Below are 19,858 nucleotides of genomic sequence, written 5' to 3'. Positions count from 1 at the left end.
CAGCATCCGGTATAATATACCAGAAAAGGTGATTTTTTTCCACTTTGTACAGGAAAACAAGCGTTGCTGATCACTGATAACGAAATCAATTTTGTATTTTTGCTGATATACTTTTATTTTATCAATGTCAATTTTTTCAAATAATATACGATTCTTAAGAGCTAAGAGAAAACTTTCCCAACAAAATGTAGCTGACGAATTAACGATCTCCAGAGTAAGATATTCTAAATATGAGAATGGAATATCTGAGCCTCCGATTGAGCTTCTGGTAAAAATATCCAAATATTTCCATGTGAGTATTGATCTTCTGGTCTCTGTAGATATCCAGAAATATCCTATGGATGAAATGCTGAAACTTCCGGACAACAGAATTGTACTTCCGGTAGCTGTAGATCATCATGGAAATGATACTATTGAAATCATTCCTCAAAAAGCATCAATGGGATATCTGGAGGGATATAGCGATGTAGAATATATTGAAAGCCTTCAAAGGATTGCCCTTCCCTTTTTAACGAATGGAAAATACAGAGCATTTCCTGCAGATGGAGACTCTATGCCTCCGTTTAGAAACGGTTCTTATATTGTAGGGAAATATGTAGAAGGAATAAATGACCTGAAACAAGGGAAAACCTATGTTTTTGTCACTTTAAATGACGGAATTACCTATAAACGTTTTAAAGAAAAGAATGAAAATACCATCAGTGTAAGTGCGGATAATTCATTCTATGAGCCTTACGAAATCCCCTTTGATGAGGTGGTGGAAATATGGCAGTATGCTTCAGGAATTTTTCCGGAAGACTTTGAACCCGGTGATTATGAAAGCTATAATTTTAAAGAGATGTTTCGGGAATTGAGACAGGATATCAAAGATCTTGACCGTAAGGTTTCCGGTCGTCGCCGTAAATTATCATAATATAATTGCTATAGATCTCTGATTTCTATAGCATACATATACCATACAGCCAGCTTATCAAAAAAGACTGGCTGTATTTTTTATTTACTAAAACCTTTATAACGGTCATCACGGCTTCGAGGATCGGTCCAATATAATCCATACCGGTGTATGATCACTGCTCTTTTCCCAACCCCTGACATGACGGTCTACTCCACCTGATTGCAGTTGGGGACTCAGGAAAGGACTTAATAAAATATGATCAAGCCGTATTCCTGCATTACGATCGTAAGCTTTGTATAGATAATCCCAGAATGTATAGATCTTTTCTTCAGGATAAAGGGTACGAATAGAATCCATCCATCCTTTCTTTTGCAGTTCTTTATATGCTTTTCTTACTTCAATTCTGTACAGTGCATCATTTTCCCAGCGTTCAGGTTTGTAGACATCTATGGGTTCGGGAATAATATTGAAATCTCCGATAAGGATCGCAGGAAGCTCCATTTTAATAAGCTGGTTTGTTCTCCTTTGTAAGCGTTTGATCCATGAGAGCTTGTAATCAAATTTTGCTCCAGGATAAGGGTTGCCGTTGGGAAGATATAAGCAGCATATAACCATTTGATCAATAATGGCTTCTATATATCTGCTCTGAAGATCTTCAGGATCACCTGGCAGAGACCGCTGTACTTCTGTGATCTCTCTGTTTTTTGCCAGTATGGCTACCCCGTTCCAGCTTTTCTGTCCGTTCCATATGGCCTGATAACCGGCAGCATTAATTTCTTTTAAAGGAAATCGTTCCTGTGGAGCTTTGAGCTCCTGAAGGCATACTATATCCGGGGAGGCTTCTTTCAGCCATTGCAAGAGTAAAGGTAACCGGGCATTGATTCCGTTGACATTATAGGTTGCTATTTTCATAATAGAAAAATATTAGAATACACCAGATCATGAATAAGGCAATAATTATTCCATGATATAGGTTAAAAATAGAAGCTGATAACACAAAAGTACCATACATTATATATGGTACTTGTCGTAAAAGGATGGATAAAAATTAATTATTGATCATCTGTTTTTTTAAGGTCTGGCGATGAGTACACTTTTTTTTGATAAAGGTCCTTTTCCGGATATGCCGGAAAAGGACACCTCCTCCACTGCCATCCAATCACAATTACACTATAAATAAGGAGGCAATAGTTTGGGCATCACTGCCACTCATCACTTCGTCATAGGCGGCGGAACCTGCCGCCGCCCCAAATAAGGTTCCTGTATTGTATCCGGACTGGTTTACATTGTCCTCTCCGGCGTATACAGGGTCTGTGGCTGAAGGCATATTTCCACCATTAGCCAGTTCAATCCAGCCTTTATTAGCCCTCATTCTTCTTACCTGTGATGCATGTCTTGCTTCAACGGAATGAATCTGTAAGGCGGCCTGAAGTACAACTTTATTGGACATGACATTTCCTGCCTGTCCTTTATAGGCTCTTACTCCCGTATCTTCAAAAGCCTGTGCCAGGATAAGAAACTGATTATAATCTGTAAAAGGAGAAAAACTTCCATTAGCTGTAAAATCAAAAGTAGGTTTCGCTCCCGGAGTTGTCCCTAAAGAAGTAAGGGTGCTTTTCAGAAAGCTGACGTGGGCCGATTCATGTTTTGAAATCTGCATAAAAACCGGCCTATCCGAATTGGGAATCAGCCCTGCTGCAGACAGCCCTAAAGCATAATACTCATTTTCAAGATATTCTAATACCAAAGCCAATTGTAAAGCATCGGTTAATGTACTTTTTAAAGCAGTACCTCTAAATTCTTTTGTTGCCGTTTCTGCTTTTACCGGCGTGACCATCATGGCACCTAATCCAAAAGGAATTGCGGCAGTTGCTGCTTTTTTTCCGAATAATGACATATTCGTAAGTGTTTCCAGTCTTGAAGCTTCCGCCGTAAAAAATTTATCATGAGAAAGCTTATCTAATAATTTAAGAATGTTCATAATACAAGATTTGAAGATGAATGATTAATTAATACCTCTTTCTTTCCACGTGAAAGGCGTTTTTATAAACCCTCCTGCAGCCATGACAATATCCTTGGGCTCTTTGGCAAGATCCAGACCGTTGGAATCCACTACATCGTCTCCTGAGAAATCTGCAGATCCCGGATTGATCAGATTTCTGATCGCTGAGGCATGTCTGGCTTCTACGGAAACTATTTTCCCGGCAATTACAAGGTAAGCCGCATTGGTAATATACTTCCCGGCTCCATTGTATGCCGCGACTCCGGTATCTTCTAATGCTTTTGCCGTAGCAAGCACAGAACTCCGATTATTAAAGTTTACATTGGGATACTGAAATTCCAGCTTTGGAAGAACGTTCTGAGTAGCACTGCTGATGGCTGCTTTGAAGAAATCCCTGTGAATGACTTCGTGGTGATAAAGATCCGTGAAAATTTCCTTTTCAGTACTGGAAATTCCCGTGTAAAAATTATTAACCACTTTAGTATAAAAATCTGCTTCCAGCTGTTCTAGGGCATAGGCATAATTTAATATCCCTACATCTCCTGTTCCCAGATCAAATATATTTCCATCATTTATGATCTGAAAATCATCATTATCATCACAACCTACCAGAGTGAGACCGGCCATAGCCAATCCTATACCTCCCAGTTTCAAAAAGTTTCTTCTGCTTGTATCAAGACTTGCTCCCTGATTAGAAACATGAATCGTTTTTTTCATAATATTAATTGTTTAAGTGTTTGTTGAGATAATAGAAGAAAAAACAGCATACCTCAATATGCTGTTTTGTTAATCCTTATGGCATTAAAACTGTATCTATGACATGAATAACTCCATTAGATTGGTTTACGTCCGCAATGGTCACTTTGGCACTGTTTCCTTTGGCATCTTTTATATAAAGATCTTTACCTTTTGTCCAGAATGTAAGTTCTTCTCCCTGTACTGTTTTCATCATACTTTTCCCGTTTCCGGCTTTTACAGCTGCCCATATTTCCTTAGCATTATATTTTCCCGGCAAAACATGGTAAGTCAGTATACTGGTAAGCATGGCTTTGTTTTCCGGTTTTACAAGATTTTCCACAGTTCCTTTCGGAAGCTTTGCAAAAGCAGCGTCTGTAGGTGCCAACACGGTAAAAGGACCCGCTCCCTGTAATGTTTCTACCAATCCCGCAGCTTTTACTGCAGCGACAAGGGTTTTATGGTCTTTAGAGTTGACGGCATTTTCAATAATATTCTTAGATGGATACATGGCAGCCCCTCCTACCATTACTGTTTTTTCTTTCATCGTTTGTGCAGTTAGCTTCCCGCTAAAAGCGAATGATAAGGTGATCATTGCTAAAACTGCGATTTTTGATTGTGTGTTCATTGTGGTTGATTTTTATTGAGTTATACTTGATTGTGTTCTTAGTGTCATTTACGAGGTTGGTTTTGTTTTAGATTGATAAAAAATGAAATAATTTACAATTATCTGATTATCAATTGTTTATTTTTAAAAAAGAATGAAGTCAAAGTAAATTTTCTATAGGTTTCAGGTAAGAACAGGGGTGATCATTGAGTACACAGGTAGTGTTCTACAGTGTTTTAAATATTTGCAATGTTGAGATTTATAAAGAGTGATGTATGCTAGTGTTCTGCTTGTTATTCCGTAGGAATCCAACCCTAGTGGATTAAAACTTTCTTGTAACCACAAAAGTCACAAAAGTCTTTAAACACTTAAGTTATTAAAGTTTCCAGCTTTGCGCATATAAAGTACACTAAAGTTTTAAGAAAATCTTTGATTTTCATCTTAAGTGCACTTACTTATACACTATTATTTTAAACTTTCTAAAGTGCTCTAAAGTGTTTTAAATATTTGCAATATTGAGATGATGTATGCTAGTGTTCTGTTTGTCATTCCGTAGGAATCCAACCCTAGTGGATTAAAACTTTCTTGTAACCACAAAAGTCACAAAAGTCTTTAAACACTTAAGTTATTAAAGTTTCCAGCTTTGCGCATATAAAGTACACTAAAGTTTTAAGAAAATCTTTGATTTTCATCTTAAGTGCACTTACTTATACACTATTATTTTAAACTTTCTAAAGTGCTCTAAAGTGTTTTAAATATTTGCAATATTGAGATGATGTATGCTAGTGTTCTGTTTGTCATTCCGTAGGAATCCAACCCTAGTGGATTAAAACTTTCTTGTAACCACAAAAGTCACAAAAGTCTTTAAACACTTAAGTTATTAAAGTTTCCAGCTTTGCGCATATAAAGTACACTAAAGTTTTAAGAAAATCTTTGATTTTCATCTTAAGTGCACTTACTTATACACTATTATTTTAAACTTGCTAAAGTGCTCTAAAGTGTTTTAAATATTTGCAATATTGAGATGATGTATGCTAGTGTTCTGTTTGTCATTCCGTAGGAATCCAACCCTAGGATTAAAACTTTCTTGTAACCACAAAAGTCACAAAAGTCTTTAAACACTTAAGTTATTAAAGTTTCCAGCTTTGCGCATATAAAGTACACTGAAGTTTTAAGAAAATCTTTGATTTTGATCTTATGTGAACTTAATTGTGCGGTATTCCTTTAAACTTTCTAAAGTGTACTAAAGTGTCTAAAAAATAAAAATTTTTGTGTCTGACTACGTTGAATCTTCGATTTGTGGTTTAGTAAAAAAGTTTAAATAGTTTTCTCAAATAAAATCATATATAAAGTAAAAGATTTTAATGATTTCGTTTGGAATGTGTTTTATTTTGCTACATTTGGAAGGAAAAATAACAATTATTAAGACAACCTATTCTGAAGAGGAGCTTATCGTTTTATTAAAAGAAAAAAACGAAACCGGTTTTCATTATCTGTATGACCACTATTCGGGTGCGCTGTACGGAATTATTCTTCGTATTGTTCAGTCTAAAGAATATACTGAAGAAGTCATTCAGGATGTTTTTGTTAAAATATGGAATTCTATCCACCAATATGATGACTCTAAAGGAAGATTTTATACATGGATGATCAATATTGCCCGAAATACTGCAATAGATTATTTAAAATCTAAAGGGTTTCAGAATGAGCTTAAAAACCAACCACTTCCGGATTTCGTATATAATACTACAGAACTTTCAACGACCAACAATTCATCCGATTATATTGGATTTAACAATGTGCTGGAAGGTCTGGAAGTAGACAAGCAGGAACTTATTAATCTTGCTTATTATCAGGGATATACCCAACACGAAATATCCGAAAAACTGAAGATACCCCTGGGAACGGTAAAAACGAAAATGCGGAATGCATTGATGAAATTAAAAGATTTGCTAAAAGATTATCAATAAATTGAACACAAAAGAATACATATCATCCGGAATTATAGAATCTTATATTCTAGGCCATGCTTCTCCCGAGGAAGCTGGGATTTTGGAGTGTGTGATGAAGAATAATGCTGAAGTAAAAGCGGCTTTTGAAGAAGCCCAAAAAACTTTGGAACATCTTGCTACGGCTCAGGCTGTAACACCTCCAAGTGATCTGAAATCTAAAATCTGGAACAGAATTCAACAGGAACAGTCTTCTGTTGAAGAAATAAGACCGTCTCTTTCTACAGATATTCCGGAAGCAAAAGATGACGGGGAAATGAAAACCCGGGAACAGATCCAGGGAAAAACAAACTGGAAACCTTATGCTGTGGCAGCATCTGTTTTATTCCTGTTAAGTGTGGCTGGAAATCTGTTCTGGATGAACAGTCAATCTGCAGTAAAACAGGAAATGACAAAACTGGCAGCAGAAAAGCAATCCCAGGATGTCGCTATGAAAAAGATGGATCGGAAATTGAATATGTTTTCCAATCCGGATATGCAAATGGTGATGTTAAAAGGGGTTGAAAAACATCAGGATGCCAAGGCCATGGTTTTCTGGGACAAAAAAACAAAAAAAGTATATCTGAATGCTGAAAGTCTTCCTAAAACTCCGGAAGGTATGCAGTATCAGCTTTGGGCTCTTGAAGATGGAAAGCCGGTAAGCGCAGGAATGTATACTGAAGATAAAGACAGCCAGATTGCACTGGCGACTATTTCAAAAGCACAGGCCTTTGCCATCACCCTTGAAAAAGAAGGTGGAAGCCCGGTTCCTACTATGGAAAACATGTATGTAATGGGTGGAATATAACCATCCTGGAATAAAAATAAAAAAATGAGGTCATAAAATACCTCATTTTTTGTTTAACACACTTACCGTTACTATGATTTATAGTATTTATTAGTCTGTAACGACTCCAATTCTAGCTTTTAAAGGAATATTATAGGTATTTAAACACGGAGTCTGTCCATGAAAATCAAATTTGATATTCACTCCCGGTCTGAATATCAGACAATGGGTAGAACCTCCAAAATGGAAGGTACCTATGGGATCTCCTTTTTTCACATGATCACCTTCCTTCACTGTAATCTCACAGCTGGAAACTTCCGCCATACCAATAGCCACAAAACACATCAGTCCTATTTTTTCATTATCCGACTGGATGAAAATTAGAGCGCGGGCCGCCAGTTCTGTAATATAGCCCTGAGAGTCATTGGGTCCTGACGGATCATACCCTTCTATCGGAGCTTCTGCGTAATAGGTACCCGGAACATTTTCAATGGCTACTATTTTACCGTCTACCGGACTGTTCCATCTGTGATAAGTTTTAGCACATAAAAAGGCTTGATACACAGTGCTGTTGTCTCCAAATTGCTGAGCTAGCGAATGGTTATTCATGATATCCAGTAAAGAATAAGGCTGCCCTTTCATCCAGAATTTATCTTTCATTTTTGCATTGGTCACACAGTTGTAGGGAGCTGATTCGCAGGCGTTCACAATTACGGACTGATCCTGGTCTTCAGGGCTTACCTCTCTGATTCCCGGATTAAATTCCCGGGTGAAAAAATCATCCCAGCTTTTATATCCAAAATGAGGCTGTGAAGGATCACATTGGTAGTTGTATATGAAGTTATCCAACGCATTTTCAGGATCTTTGCCCTTTCCTCTTAAAGGATCCATGGCTGCAATAGCTTCTAAAGAATCCGGAGAAAGCCATCCTATAGGCTGCGTATAATCGGGTTGTGGCTGAATAACGGGGCCGTCTACCAAAACATATTTTGAATCCGGGGATTCCAGGAAGGTCTTCCATTCTGCCAGTATTACACTGAGCTTTTCATTCACTACAGGATGCAGAAAGGTTAAATATCCTGCCTGAGTACCCATTGCCCAATCCAATATGGCGTTGATTGGAAATCCCACTAATCCTATTGTATCTTCTATTGTGCTGTAACAAGGAGCTTCCTTCAAAACCTGATTAATGATCAGTAACATGGTTTCAAAGTTTTTTACAGGTTCATTATAGCCTTGCGGAATCTCATCGTACATGCTGGTGAAGCTCATATATAAAACGGGATCACTGTAGATAGCATCTCTCAGGTCTGCTACGGCCGGGCTTAATGGGGTATTGCTGTTTTTAACCTGTTGGATCTTTTTTTCTATCCAGTTATTTAAAAACGCTCTGTCGGAAGGAAGCCATTTTCCTATCCTGTATTTTACATGGTTCATGATATCAAGTTTTAGGTTGTTTGTTGATTTTGATACCATAAAATTACCTCTTACCATAAAGCAGGACAAGAGTATTTCTACTCAAAGTGATGTAAGTAGAAATACTGATCATAGGAAAACGGAATTATTCCAGGATTAAATAATAAGAACCGGAGATGAGTACCCGGTTCCTATCCATTGATTATTCTATTTTCTGTTTTGAAACTGCAAATTCTACAGCAGCATCAACATGGATTTTAATGGTATCAAATACAGGAACTGAAACATCTTCCTGTTTGATCAATAAAGGGATTTCTGTACATCCTAAAATAATACCTTCAGCACCTCGGTCAATCAGCCCCTGAATGATGGTAAGGTATTTCTTTTTGGTTTCAGGATTAATAATCCCCCGGCTCAACTCGTTTCTCAAAATATCTTCTATATAATCCCTGTCTTCACTGCTTTCCGGAATTAAAGGTTCCAGGCCGCCTTCAATCAATTTATCTTTATAAAAATCCAGCTCCATCGTATAACTGGTTCCCAATAAACCGACTTTTTTTAATCCTTTCCGGTTAACAGCATTGGCTGTAGCAGTTGTAATATGGATGAGTGGCAGCCCTATGAGTTCTTCCATTCTATCAGCAACGATATGAGCTGTATTGGCACAAAGAACAATGGCTTCTGCTCCGGATTTTTTTAAGTTTTGAGCAGCATCAAAAAGCAGGTCGAAGGTTGCATTCCAATCGTAATCGGCGTTAAACTGTTGAAAATAATTAAAGTTTACAGAATAAATGATACACTCTGCAAAATTCAATCCGCCCAGCTCCTGATTGATCCCTTCGTTCAATAAGCGGTAATAGTCTAAGGTAGAAGCCCAGCTGATCCCTCCTACTAATCCTAATTTTTTCATATTCTTCTTTTTTTGTTCTCAACAAAAGTATATATCTTTACCATGTTGTAACAGATACAAAAAATGAATATATTAATGTAACAGATGAAAGATTTTCAATACATAGCTCTTGCAGATCAATTTGAGATTTCTATTAATAACGGTACCTATCCTGTGGGATCCAAGCTTCCATCATTGCGTAGCATCCGGGAGCAATTAAAAGTAAGTGTAGGTACCATCCTCAAAGCTTTTATGGTTCTGGAAGACAAGGGATTGATTGTAGGAAAAGAAAGATCGGGTTTTATGGTACTCCGTACCTCTGTTTCTTCCATACATCTTCCTCAGTATGTAGAAAATAAAACATTTGCTCAGGAGGTTGCTATTGGAAAAGTCCTGCAGGAAGCTTCATTTCCTGACCTTGAAAATAAGTCTTATGTATCATTTTTTAATGCTGTTTTAAGTCCTGACCTTCTGCCTTTTAATGCTCTGCGGAGGAGTTTGCAACAAGCTTCCAGAGATTTAACCGGACAACATTTGCAGTATGAATCGGCTGCAGGAAATATTCACCTAAGGACAGAAATTGCCAAAAGGTCTTTTCTTTGGCAGGGAAAGCTGGCCGCAGATGATGTCATCATAACCAATGGTGCGCTGGAAGCGGTGAGTCTATGTCTGCGTGCTGTAACGAAAATGGGTGATACTGTCATTGTTCAGTCACCCATCTACCATGGTATATTACAAACCATAGAGAGCCTCGGATTAAAAATAATTGAATTATCAGGCAGCCCTTTAGCTGGAATCAATATTGAGGAATTGGAAGAGATTTGCAAGAGTCAAAAGATTTCAGCCTGTTTATTGATTTCAAACTTTAATAATCCGAACGGTATTATGCTAAGCAATGAAAAAAAGCAGGCTATAGCTGCTTTTGCTGAAAGGATGAAGATACCGGTCATAGATGATGATATTTATGGTGATCTTCATTTTCAGGCCCAGCGTCCGACAAATATAAAAAGTTATGATAAAGAGGGCTGGGTAATGCTTTGTTCTTCTTTCTCTAAATCAGCAGCACCGGGTTACAGAATTGGCTGGTGTGCTGCAGGAAGGTTTACTGATCAGGTTGTAAAGTTAAAAGCTGTTACCAATGTAGCTACGGCAAGTATTGTACAGCTGTCTTTGCTACAGCTCTTAAAAACGGGTGCTTATGACAGACACCTGCGAAAATTGAGACCCGAACTGCACAGGCTTATGTTATTGACTATACAGGCTGTAGAAAATTATTTTCCATCTGATATACGGATGAGCCGTCCCGGAGGAGGTCTGGTGCTTTGGATAGAATTGCCAGAATATATCAATGCTTTTGAACTTCAGCAAAAAGCCATTGATCAGTTTGTAAATATTGCTCCGGGGCCTTTATTTTCCAATAATGGTGATTATATCCACTATATCAGGATCAGCTGTAATAATGTATGGAATACTAAAGTGGAAGAAGCTTTAAAGAGATTGGGTCGTATTATAAAGAGTATGCGGGTAGATCGTGGCCGATAGGCAGAAAAGATTTGCCGCTTGTGTACTCTGTAATTTAGATGGTCTGATTTTCTTTGCATTTATTCCCGGGTATAATAACCAAAACAGGGCAAAATACAATTCGCCCTGTTACACCAAAAAATTAATATGATATGAAAATATGAATAAGTTTATAAAGGAGAAGCTTTAAGCATTAGGTCATGCAGATCTGTATTTTTAATGAAAGGCTTCAAAAGCTGACTTCCCGGACCGTAAACCGCCACTTCTACATAATCTCCGGAGTGATCCATGCTGATCCACCCTACTGAATTACGGTTTTTCTGAATATCAGAATAGAGTTTGAACGGAAGTTTTTTATAATTGTAAAGCCCTTCTTCTTTTTCAAGACCGTTATAGAAACTTAATAGATGTTTGGCTTCATCATCATTCAGAGCCAGTTGGTTGCCTTCGTAAATCCAGTCTTTAATATCTTTCACAGAAAAATCTTTATGGATCTGATTCAGAATATATTCATTAGTGTATTTGTAGTCTGAAATACTGTTGAATTTTTTGGTAGCATCAGTTCCGTAAATCGTTCCGGGATTGGCATTTCCATGATCCGTAGTTATGATCACCAGCGTATTTCCGTCTTTCTCTGCAAAATCCATTACTGTTTTGACTGCTTCATCAAATGCAAGCTGATCATGGATTAATGCGGCTACATCATTGGCATGAGCAGACCAGTCTACTTTTCCTCCTTCTACCTGAAGTACAAAACCTCCCGGATGATCTTTCATCTGATCAATCGCTGTTTTTGCCATTTCGGCCAGTGTAGGTGTATTTTTGAAATCAGGAAGACTGGTTCTGTCGATGCTGTAAGGCAACGCTCCTGTACTGAATACTCCTATTATCTTTTCTCCTTTTTTAATGTCTTTCAGGTGATTGCGCTCCTTAAGGACCTGGTATCCTTTTTTTCTGTAAACAGCATAAAGGTCTTTTTTATCTTCCCTTTTTTCAGGATTAAAAAACTCATCGCCGCCGCCCATCAGAACATCTAATTCCAGCTCGGCATACATTTCAGCGATTTGAGGCTCTGCATTTCTTTGGGCAGAATTTACACAGAATCCGGCGGGTGTAGCATGGGTAATCGTTACCGTGGTGACGCAGCCGGCTTTTTTTCCTGCTTTTTTAAATTTTTGCCATATAGGAAGATGCTTTTCGCCATTGGCTCCCATATTTAATACCCCGTTTTTCACTCTGATTCCCCCTCCGAAAGCCGAGCTGGCAGCAGCTGAATCTGTAACAATAGAACTGGCTGAAGCCGTATCCATCAATGCCCGTGAAACTTTTTGATCATGATACAGATTAAGCCAATTACTTCCCTTTCCCAAAATATTCCGGGAATACAGGTCGGCCATTGAAAGTGTTCCAAGACTCATCCCGTCGCTTACCATAAATATAATATTCTTTGCACTTCCGGAATGGAGTTGCTCAGTATTTCTTTTGGAACTCCAAAGTTCAAGCGGAGATATTGTAAAGAGACCTGATAGTAATGCTGATCCTTTTAGAAATTTACGTCTGTCCATATGCTGTAAAAATAATGCTGAAAGGTATTCTATTTATGATATTATTGATACTTTGTTGCATTAATTAAAGGTTAATTTTAAATATGCTCAGGAAACGGATCCTGAAAATCCTGCTGTTGGCTTAATAATTCTTTATCATTAATAAGACAGTCTTGGAGATCCTGTACCATTTGGTCTTTGTTTATATCCTGACCTATAAAAACGAGCTCATTGATTCTGTCACCCCAGTTTTTATCCCATCTGCTTTCAATAAATTCCTGATTTTCTGCAAATGAATTATAGTTTAATCTTTGATTCATGGGCATGCTGCACCACCAGACCCCTGCTTTTTCCAAACGGAACGAACCTCCAGCCTGGGAGAAGTTTAATGCGTCATCCGGTCTGGAAGCCAGCCAGAAAAGCCCTTTAGCCCTTAAAATACCTTCAGGATATCTTTCATTAAGGTAGTTCCATAATCTTTCGGGATGAAATGGTTTTTGGTCTCTGAAAACCAATGACCCGATACCATACTCCTCTGTTTCAGGATTGTGGTGATCAGACTGAAGCTCTTTTTGCCAGCCGGCTGAAGACTGTGCCGTATCAAAATCAAAGAGTTGGGTATTTAAAATTAGCCGGGAGTCAATCTTCCCGAATTCTGAATGAATGATATGGGCTTCAGGATTCAGTTTTGTTATAGCTGCTTTTAAAAATCCAAGAGTTTCGGAATCGATAAGATCTGTTTTATTTAAGATAATGACATTCGCAAATTCAATCTGATCCGTAAGAAGGTTAACAATGGTTCTGTGATCCCCTTCCATATCCGTAAGGTCTCTGTCCATCAATAATTCATTCGTTGAAAAGTCTTTCATAAAATTGAAGCTGTCCACTACGGTCACCATGGTGTCTACATAGCTGAACCTGGAAAGGTCTATGCCGCTTTCTTCATCAATATAGGTAAATGTCTGGGCTACGGGGATAGGCTCACTGATTCCTGTACTTTCAATCAGCAGGTAATCAAAACGTTTTTCATGCGCTAAACGCTCGACTTCAATCATCAGATCTTCCCTGAGTGTACAGCAAATGCATCCGTTACTCATTTCTACAAGCTTTTCTTCCGTTCTGGAAAGCGTATTCTGATTTTCGATAAGGCGTACATCAATATTCACTTCACTCATATCGTTTACAATAACGGCTACTTTTAGTCCCTGTTTATTGTGCAGAATATGGTTCAGTAAAGTTGTTTTCCCGGCTCCCAGAAAGCCACTGAGTACAGTTACAGGAAGTTTCTTTGTCATGTATTAATGTTTATGATTTTTAAAATTGATGATATGACCTGTAATTAAACCTGCTGCTCCTACATAAATAAGAGGAATATGAATTTCAAATATAAAATCTGCCAGTACAGAAATGGAGATCAGCAGAATAGAAGCCCAAAACAGAAACTTGAGGCGTCGGTTGGTTATTTGTCTCGTTATTCTGAAAACTACGAGGGCTCCAATGATCAGAAAAGCCAGATCAATATAATGATTATGTGATATTCCCAATGGGATGATCATCAGTAAAGGAAAGACTATGCAATGAATCAAACATAAAACGGCTGCGGAGATTCCTACTGCATCAAGAATTTTTGACTTCATAAAAAGGATGATTTAATTTTGTTATTGTAACTTTGTTGCAAAGTAAATACAAAATTTTAAATAACGCAACATTGTTGCATTAAAAATATGAAACAAGTTAGAAATACCCATGCCAAAACTGAGATTTTGAACCTTATCAACGATTCTGAGGTGGCACTTACCCACTCTGATATTCAGAAGAAACTAGGGGATTTGTGTAACAGAGTTACCATTTACAGGGTTTTGGAAAGACTTGAAAATGAAGGCGCTATTCATAAGATCGTCAATATTGACGGAGTTGTGAATTTTGCTAAGTGTAGTGGGAAATGTACTCACGAACAGCATTTTCACAATCACGTTCATTTCAATTGTAAAGAATGCCATTCTGTTACCTGTATTGAAAATGCTATACCCGAAATTAGTTTACCTGAGAATTTTATAGCTCAGGAGTATAACTTTATCATCAGCGGAATCTGTCCGAGATGCGCGCATGCTTAAACAAAGAAAAAGCATCCCTGGAGATGCTTTTTCATGATGATATTGGAACAAGCGATGATTATGCATAGGCTGCTGAAGCTTCTTTAGCAGCAGCTACCATTGCAATTAAAGCTTTTTCAGTTTCTTCCCAATGTCTTGTTTTCAGGCCACAGTCAGGATTTACCCATAACTGGCTGGCTGGAATTACATTTTGAGCTTTCCTTAAAAGCTCAATCATTTCTTCTTTAGAAGGAACCCTTGGAGAGTGGATGTCATAAACTCCGGGACCTATTTCGTTTGGGTATTTAAAATCTGCAAAAGCATTTAAAAGTTCCATTTGAGATCTCGAACATTCTATCGTAATAACATCTGCATCCATATCGGCAATATTTTTAATAATATCATTAAATTCAGAATAGCACATATGGGTATGGATCTGGGTAGCATCTTCTACTCCACTTGCTGAGATTCTGAAGGCTTCTACAGCCCATTTCAGGTAGTTTTGCCATTCTGCTTTTCTCAATGGAAGACCTTCTCTGATGGCAGGCTCATCAATCTGGATAATCCGGATTCCTGCTTTTTCAAGATCCACTACTTCATCACGGATCGCCAAAGCAATCTGCTTACAAGTCTCGGCACGGGGCTGATCATCCCGTACAAAAGACCATTGTAATATGGTAACAGGACCGGTCAGCATTCCTTTTACCCATTTACTGGTTTGGGATTGCGCATATTGAGACCAGTATACAGTCATTGGATCAGGACGGGAAATATCTCCGAAAATAACGGGTGGTTTTACACAACGGCTTCCATAGCTCTGTACCCAGCCGTTTTTAGTGAAAATAAATCCTTCAAGCTTTTCCCCGAAGTATTCTACCATGTCATTACGTTCAAATTCTCCGTGAACAAGGACATCAATTCCTATTTCTTCCTGCCAACGGATGGTTCTCTGAGTTTCCTCTTTCAATAAAGCATCGTATTGTTCTGCACTAAGATCCCCTTTTTTAAACTGGGCCCTCCAGCTTCTTACTTCAGTAGTTTGCGGGAATGAGCCTATGGTGGTGGTTGGGAATAGCGGAAGCTGTAATGATTCCTGCTGCTTTTCTTTACGGATTCTAAATGAATTCTTTCGCTGAGCATCTTCTTCAGTTACGGCAGCCACTCTTTGTTTCACTTTATCATTATGAATAAGAGAAGATGTTTTTCTGCTGGCAACAGCCTTTTTATTGTCTTCAAAATCTGCAAGGATACTTTCATCCTCAGTTCCTGAAGCAAGAGCTTTAAGACTTACGACTTCTTTCACTTTTTGTTTTGCAAAAGACAGCCAGTTTTTAATTTCAGGCTGAAGGGCCGTTTCAAAATCCAGATCACAAGGCGAATGAAGTAATGAACATGACGGAGCCACAAAAATTCTTTCTGTACCCAGTTTTTCGGTAGCTTTTTTAATGAAAGTCAAAGACTTTTCATAGTTGTTTTTCCAGATATTTCTTCCGTCTACCACTCCTAATGACAGGCTTAGGTTTTCAGGAATAGTATTTAAAATATCTTCCAGCTGCTCAGGATTTCTCACCAGGTCTATATGCAGAACGTCTGCCGGAAGTGAAACCGCAAGAGATGCATTGTCTTTCAATCCGTCGAAATAGGTTGCGATGATGAATTTCAGTTTTGGAAACTGCTTTCTAAGTTCCCGATAAACGTACTGATAGGTTTCTTTTGCTTTCTCCGTTATATCTAAGGTTAAAAACGGTTCATCAAACTGAATCCATTGGGCACCCTGATCCTGAAGTTTTGTTATGATTTCGGTGTATACCGGAAGAAGATTTTTTGCAAGATCCAGTTTATCAAATCCTTCTTCCTTTTCCTTTCCTAAAAGAAGGTAAGAAACAAGCCCGATGAGTACCGGCTTGGCATTAATTCCAGCTTGTTTAGCTCCCGCAAACTCGTTGAATATTTTGTCGGAAGTCAGTTTAAACTGCTGATTTTTATAAAATTCTGGAACAATATAATGATAATTGGTATCAAACCATTTGGTCATTTCCATGGCCGTGATATCCAGTCCGTCTTTCTGGTATCCTCTTGCCATCGCAAAGTACAGATCCAGTTCTGAATTATTTTTTTTAAGGGCGACTTCATGATAACGTACCGGAATAGCTCCTACAATTAAGCTCATATCCAGTACCTGATCGTAATAGGAAAAATCATTACATGGGATAAGGTCTATCCCTGCTTCCTTCTGAATATTCCAATTGTGATTGCAGATATTCCTTCCTGTAGTAAGAAGTTCTTCCAAAAGAATTTTACCTGACCAATATTGCTCGCAGGCTTTTTTGAGTTCTCTTTTGCTACCAATTCGCGGATAGCCTAGAATGTGCGTTTGCATTTTTTAAACTTTTAATTAAACTTATTTTTAAAAGCTCTTTGAATGCTTCGTAATGCTTTTGCCGGTATCTATTTTTGGGGAAAATAATGACATACCTGATAATCCCGTTTTACTCTGAGAAAAACGTACTAAAAAATATATCATCTGTATGACCCAAAGCTTCAGACCGCGAAAGCATTGTCAATTCAGTAAAGGCAGGTCTCCTGACTTGTAACAGTATCTGTCGTCCTTCCCGCTTTCAGGCAGTGGATCACAAGGACAGAAACCTTTGGTGTGTTACTTACAGTTGCGCGACAGCTCATGATTTGCACACGATTCCCTATTAATTTACCTTACGTAAAACCTCTCCTGTTTGATGAAGTATTGTAAAGAACTATTCTTTATTAATTATACTGACTATCTGTATTGATAGAAGATTTTAATTTTGTGTAAAATTACATATACAGAATAAATGAACAAGTATTGATTTAAAATAAAGCAAATATATCCTTATAGTTCAATTTTAAAAGAATATAATTCTGTAACTTTGATGAAAATTAATACTAAAAAGAATAATATCCTGTGGAACATCTCGATACCAAAGATATACAGCTGCTGAGACTGCTTCAGAAAAATGCAAAACTTACCGTTAAGGAGCTTGCCAAAGAAGTTAACCTTTCTCCTTCTCCTGTTTTTGAAAGGGTGAAACGTCTGGAACAGGAAGGCTATGTGAAAAAATATGCTGCAGTTCTTGATCCTGATAAGCTTAACCGGGGTTTTACCGTTTTCTGCCAGATCAAACTGAAAATTCATGACCGTTCTGTAGGGTATGATTTCGTTAATGAAATTATGGATATAGAAGAAGTGGCAGAATGTTATAATATTTCGGGAGATTTTGATTTCCTGCTGAAAGTTCAGGTCCGGGATATGAAACATTATCAGGATTTTGTATTCAATACACTGGGATCTGTAGATTCTATCGGAAGTACACATAGTACCTTTGTAATGGCAGAAGTGAAAAATACCCATGGATTAACGATCTGATACAAAAAGATGAGGATGTACAAAAATTTTCAGACATCCTCATCCTGACCAGATTAAAAAGGGCGGTCGAACTTTTCTATATTCGATCGTATTAATTTCCCTGGAAATCAGGGGTTCTTTTTTCTATAAATGCCCCTATGCCTTCGCTATGGTCCTGTGTGGTAAATAATGCTCCGAATAAAGCCGCTTCTTGTTTTAATCCTTCAGAGATATGAAGTTCAGAACCTGTATTTAAAGACTGTTTTGCTTTTGCAACAGCCACAGGTCCTCTTGATGCAATGGTTTTGGCCAGCTTTAGAGCTTCATTCAGTAATTCTTCGGGTGCAAAAACATGGTTAACAAAACCGAAATCTTTGCAGGCTTCCGCGGAATAAAAGTCTCCTGAGAAAACCATTTCCCTGGCTTTATATAAACCAATCGCTCTTGGAAGACGCTGGGTACCCCCAAAACATGGTAATAAGCCCAATGTAACTTCCGGTAACCCGAATTTCGCTTTTCCGCTTGCTAAAATAATATCGCAGGATAATGCCAGTTCACAACCACCGCCCAGGGCAAATCCATTTACGACTGCAATCACTGCAAACGGCAGGTTTTCAACAGCATTAAATGCCGTCTGTGCCACCATTGAAAAGTCTTCTGCTTCTTTGGGACTCATCCCCTGCATGGCTTTGATATCAGCTCCTGCAACAAAAGCTTTCTCCCCGGACCCGGTAATGATTAAGACTCTTATATTCCGGTCTGATTGTATTTGTTCCGTAAATGAAGTAAGTTCTTTTAAAACTGTTTCATTCAAAGCATTCAAAGCTTGTGGCCTGTTGATCGTTAGTGTTCCGATATGGCCTTCCTGGTGATATATTAATGTTTCAAAATTCATTGTCTTACGTTGAAATTTAAAGGTTAAATATTGGGAATGAAAATAGAGGGTGAATGGCTGTTTTAATTTTCAATATTCCCTTTTCCATTTAAAAATTGAAGAATACTGGAGAAATCTGTTTTCCCATGTCCTGTTTCACTCCAGATTCTGTATAAGTTCAGTGCGGTATTCCCTAATGGTGTAGAGGTTTTGGTTTCCAATCCGGCTTCTGCGGCAAGGCCTAAATCTTTAGCCATCAGATCTACGGCAAAGCCTCCTGAATAGGCTCTGGAAGCCGGAGCATTTTCCATCACACCGGGATATGGGTTATATACTTCTAAAGACCAGTTTTTACCGGAACTTTTCTGCATGATTTCACTTAATATTTTGGGGTCCAGACCATGTTTTACTCCCAGGTTGATCGCTTCTGAGGTGCCAATCATATGAATGGCTAGCAGCATATTATTACAGATTTTAGCGACCTGTCCGGCTCCGGATTCTCCGGCATGAAATATATTTTGTCCCATACATTTCAAGATCGGTCGGGCTTTTTCATAATCTTCCTGCTTACCACCCACAATAAAGGTCAATGTTCCTGCCTGTGCCCCACCGGTACCCCCGGAAACGGGAGCATCTATCATTTTGCACCCTTTTGAAATGGCTAATGTCGCAACTGAGCGGGCTGTAACAGCATCAATAGTACTGCTGTCAATCAATAATGTATTCGGTTTCAGAGTACTGATGAAGTCCTCAGAATAGAGTTCTGCAACATGCTTTCCTGAAGGTAACATCGAGATAATTACGTCTGCGGATTTTGCAGCATCTAAAGCTGATCCGGCCGTCTGACCACCAGCTGATTCCAATACCTTTAATGCTGTTTCCGAAAGATCAAAACCTGTAACGGTATGACCTTTCCTGATAAGATTGGCAGCCATAGGGCCTCCCATATTTCCTAAACCGATGAATGCTATATTTGACATGATTTTTTTTGAATTAGATGTTAGAGATTTGAGACTTGAGATTAGAAAAGGTGTAATCAATTATTATTTGAATAGAAGTGAGATAGTATGGCGTTAGCCAAAACCTATATGTTTTTTACCTTTCGCAGATTGTGCAGATAAGGCA

At 38.2% G+C, this 19,858-nt stretch carries 18 protein-coding genes and 1 riboswitch; of the genes, 6 read left to right on the top strand and 12 right to left on the bottom strand.

The window, feature by feature from the left end; translation table 11 throughout:
• Positions 1-124 precede the first annotated feature (124 nt).
• A complete protein-coding gene (locus tag DRF57_RS18895) occupies positions 125-913 on the top strand; it encodes an XRE family transcriptional regulator (protein WP_047493726.1) in 789 nt (262 codons plus the stop codon).
• Positions 914-1,021: 108 nt separating this feature from the next.
• Here DRF57_RS18895 and xth read toward each other — a convergent pair whose 3' ends face one another.
• From xth to DRF57_RS18875, 4 genes are all read right to left on the bottom strand, one after another.
• Positions 1,022-1,807 carry an exodeoxyribonuclease III gene (gene xth / locus DRF57_RS18890; protein WP_115920222.1) on the bottom strand — a complete coding sequence of 262 codons (786 nt, stop codon included), beginning with the start codon at positions 1,805-1,807 and terminating at the stop codon, positions 1,022-1,024.
• A gap of 253 nt (positions 1,808-2,060) precedes the next feature.
• Positions 2,061-2,876, bottom strand: coding sequence for a ferritin-like domain-containing protein (locus DRF57_RS18885; protein ID WP_084084168.1), 816 nt, complete (start codon positions 2,874-2,876; stop codon positions 2,061-2,063).
• Between the two features lie 24 nt (positions 2,877-2,900).
• Positions 2,901-3,614, bottom strand: coding sequence for a ferritin-like domain-containing protein (locus DRF57_RS18880; RefSeq protein ID WP_115920220.1), 714 nt, complete (start codon positions 3,612-3,614; stop codon positions 2,901-2,903).
• A 76-nt stretch (positions 3,615-3,690) separates the two neighbouring features.
• Positions 3,691-4,260, bottom strand: coding sequence for a fasciclin domain-containing protein (locus DRF57_RS18875; RefSeq protein ID WP_115920218.1), 570 nt, complete (start codon positions 4,258-4,260; stop codon positions 3,691-3,693).
• Positions 4,261-5,603: 1,343 nt separating this feature from the next.
• Here DRF57_RS18875 and DRF57_RS18870 point away from each other — a divergent pair.
• Both DRF57_RS18870 and DRF57_RS18865 read left to right on the top strand, forming a co-directional pair.
• Positions 5,604-6,209 carry an RNA polymerase sigma factor gene (locus DRF57_RS18870; RefSeq protein ID WP_228450433.1) on the top strand — a complete coding sequence of 202 codons (606 nt, stop codon included), beginning with the start codon at positions 5,604-5,606 and terminating at the stop codon, positions 6,207-6,209.
• A 1-nt stretch (position 6,210) separates the two neighbouring features.
• Positions 6,211-7,035: an anti-sigma factor gene (locus DRF57_RS18865; RefSeq protein WP_115920216.1), complete on the top strand. Its 825-nt coding sequence runs from the start codon at positions 6,211-6,213 to the stop codon at positions 7,033-7,035.
• Between the two features lie 90 nt (positions 7,036-7,125).
• Here DRF57_RS18865 and DRF57_RS18860 read toward each other — a convergent pair whose 3' ends face one another.
• Both DRF57_RS18860 and DRF57_RS18855 read right to left on the bottom strand, forming a co-directional pair.
• Entirely contained in the window at positions 7,126-8,451 is a 1,326-nt protein-coding gene (locus tag DRF57_RS18860; RefSeq protein WP_115920277.1) for a phosphatidylserine decarboxylase family protein, read from the bottom strand.
• A gap of 181 nt (positions 8,452-8,632) precedes the next feature.
• Complete coding sequence (locus DRF57_RS18855) at positions 8,633-9,340, bottom strand: aspartate/glutamate racemase family protein (RefSeq protein ID WP_084084172.1); 708 nt, start codon at positions 9,338-9,340, stop codon at positions 8,633-8,635.
• Positions 9,341-9,424: 84 nt separating this feature from the next.
• On the opposite strand from DRF57_RS18855, the gene DRF57_RS18850 reads away from it, so the two are divergent.
• Positions 9,425-10,861, top strand: coding sequence for an aminotransferase-like domain-containing protein (locus tag DRF57_RS18850; RefSeq protein ID WP_047493723.1), 1,437 nt, complete (start codon positions 9,425-9,427; stop codon positions 10,859-10,861).
• Between the two features lie 149 nt (positions 10,862-11,010).
• Here the strand turns inward: DRF57_RS18850 and DRF57_RS18845 are convergent, their stop codons facing one another.
• The 3 genes from DRF57_RS18845 to DRF57_RS18835 all read right to left on the bottom strand — a co-directional run bounded on the left by DRF57_RS18845 (position 11,011) and on the right by DRF57_RS18835 (position 14,021).
• The gene (locus DRF57_RS18845; RefSeq protein ID WP_115920214.1) at positions 11,011-12,405 is read right to left on the bottom strand and encodes an alkaline phosphatase; all 1,395 of its coding nucleotides are present in this window, start codon (positions 12,403-12,405) and stop codon (positions 11,011-11,013) included.
• A gap of 77 nt (positions 12,406-12,482) precedes the next feature.
• Positions 12,483-13,679 (bottom strand): GTP-binding protein, encoded by a 1,197-nt coding sequence (locus DRF57_RS18840; RefSeq protein ID WP_115920212.1) that lies wholly within the window; start codon positions 13,677-13,679, stop codon positions 12,483-12,485.
• Between the two features lie 3 nt (positions 13,680-13,682).
• A complete protein-coding gene (locus tag DRF57_RS18835; RefSeq protein ID WP_115920210.1) occupies positions 13,683-14,021 on the bottom strand; it encodes a MerC domain-containing protein in 339 nt (112 codons plus the stop codon).
• A gap of 87 nt (positions 14,022-14,108) precedes the next feature.
• Here DRF57_RS18835 and DRF57_RS18830 point away from each other — a divergent pair, with 87 nt between their 5' ends.
• Positions 14,109-14,498 (top strand): Fur family transcriptional regulator, encoded by a 390-nt coding sequence (locus DRF57_RS18830; RefSeq protein ID WP_047493711.1) that lies wholly within the window; start codon positions 14,109-14,111, stop codon positions 14,496-14,498.
• 58 nt (positions 14,499-14,556) lie between these two features.
• On the opposite strand, the gene metE is transcribed toward DRF57_RS18830, so the two are convergent.
• The gene (gene metE, locus DRF57_RS18825) at positions 14,557-16,857 is read right to left on the bottom strand and encodes a 5-methyltetrahydropteroyltriglutamate--homocysteine S-methyltransferase (protein WP_115920208.1); all 2,301 of its coding nucleotides are present in this window, start codon (positions 16,855-16,857) and stop codon (positions 14,557-14,559) included.
• 176 nt (positions 16,858-17,033) lie between these two features.
• Positions 17,034-17,219: riboswitch (cobalamin riboswitch) on the bottom strand.
• Positions 17,220-17,418: 199 nt separating this feature from the next.
• Here metE and DRF57_RS18820 point away from each other — a divergent pair.
• Positions 17,419-17,880, top strand: a complete 462-nt coding sequence (locus tag DRF57_RS18820; RefSeq protein WP_047493705.1) for an Lrp/AsnC family transcriptional regulator — start codon at positions 17,419-17,421, stop codon at positions 17,878-17,880.
• Positions 17,881-17,971: 91 nt separating this feature from the next.
• Here the strand turns inward: DRF57_RS18820 and DRF57_RS18815 are convergent, their stop codons facing one another.
• Both DRF57_RS18815 and mmsB read right to left on the bottom strand, forming a co-directional pair.
• On the bottom strand, positions 17,972-18,754 hold the full coding sequence (locus DRF57_RS18815; protein ID WP_115920206.1) for an enoyl-CoA hydratase/isomerase family protein: 783 nt from the start codon (positions 18,752-18,754) through the stop codon (positions 17,972-17,974).
• A gap of 62 nt (positions 18,755-18,816) precedes the next feature.
• Positions 18,817-19,713, bottom strand: coding sequence for a 3-hydroxyisobutyrate dehydrogenase (gene mmsB / locus DRF57_RS18810; RefSeq protein ID WP_115920204.1), 897 nt, complete (start codon positions 19,711-19,713; stop codon positions 18,817-18,819).
• Positions 19,714-19,858: the final 145 nt, after the last annotated feature.

Source organism: Chryseobacterium rhizosphaerae, from assembly GCF_003385455.1.
Classification (GTDB): domain Bacteria; phylum Bacteroidota; class Bacteroidia; order Flavobacteriales; family Weeksellaceae; genus Chryseobacterium; species Chryseobacterium rhizosphaerae.
This window is presented reverse-complemented; position numbering and strand designations above follow the sequence as displayed.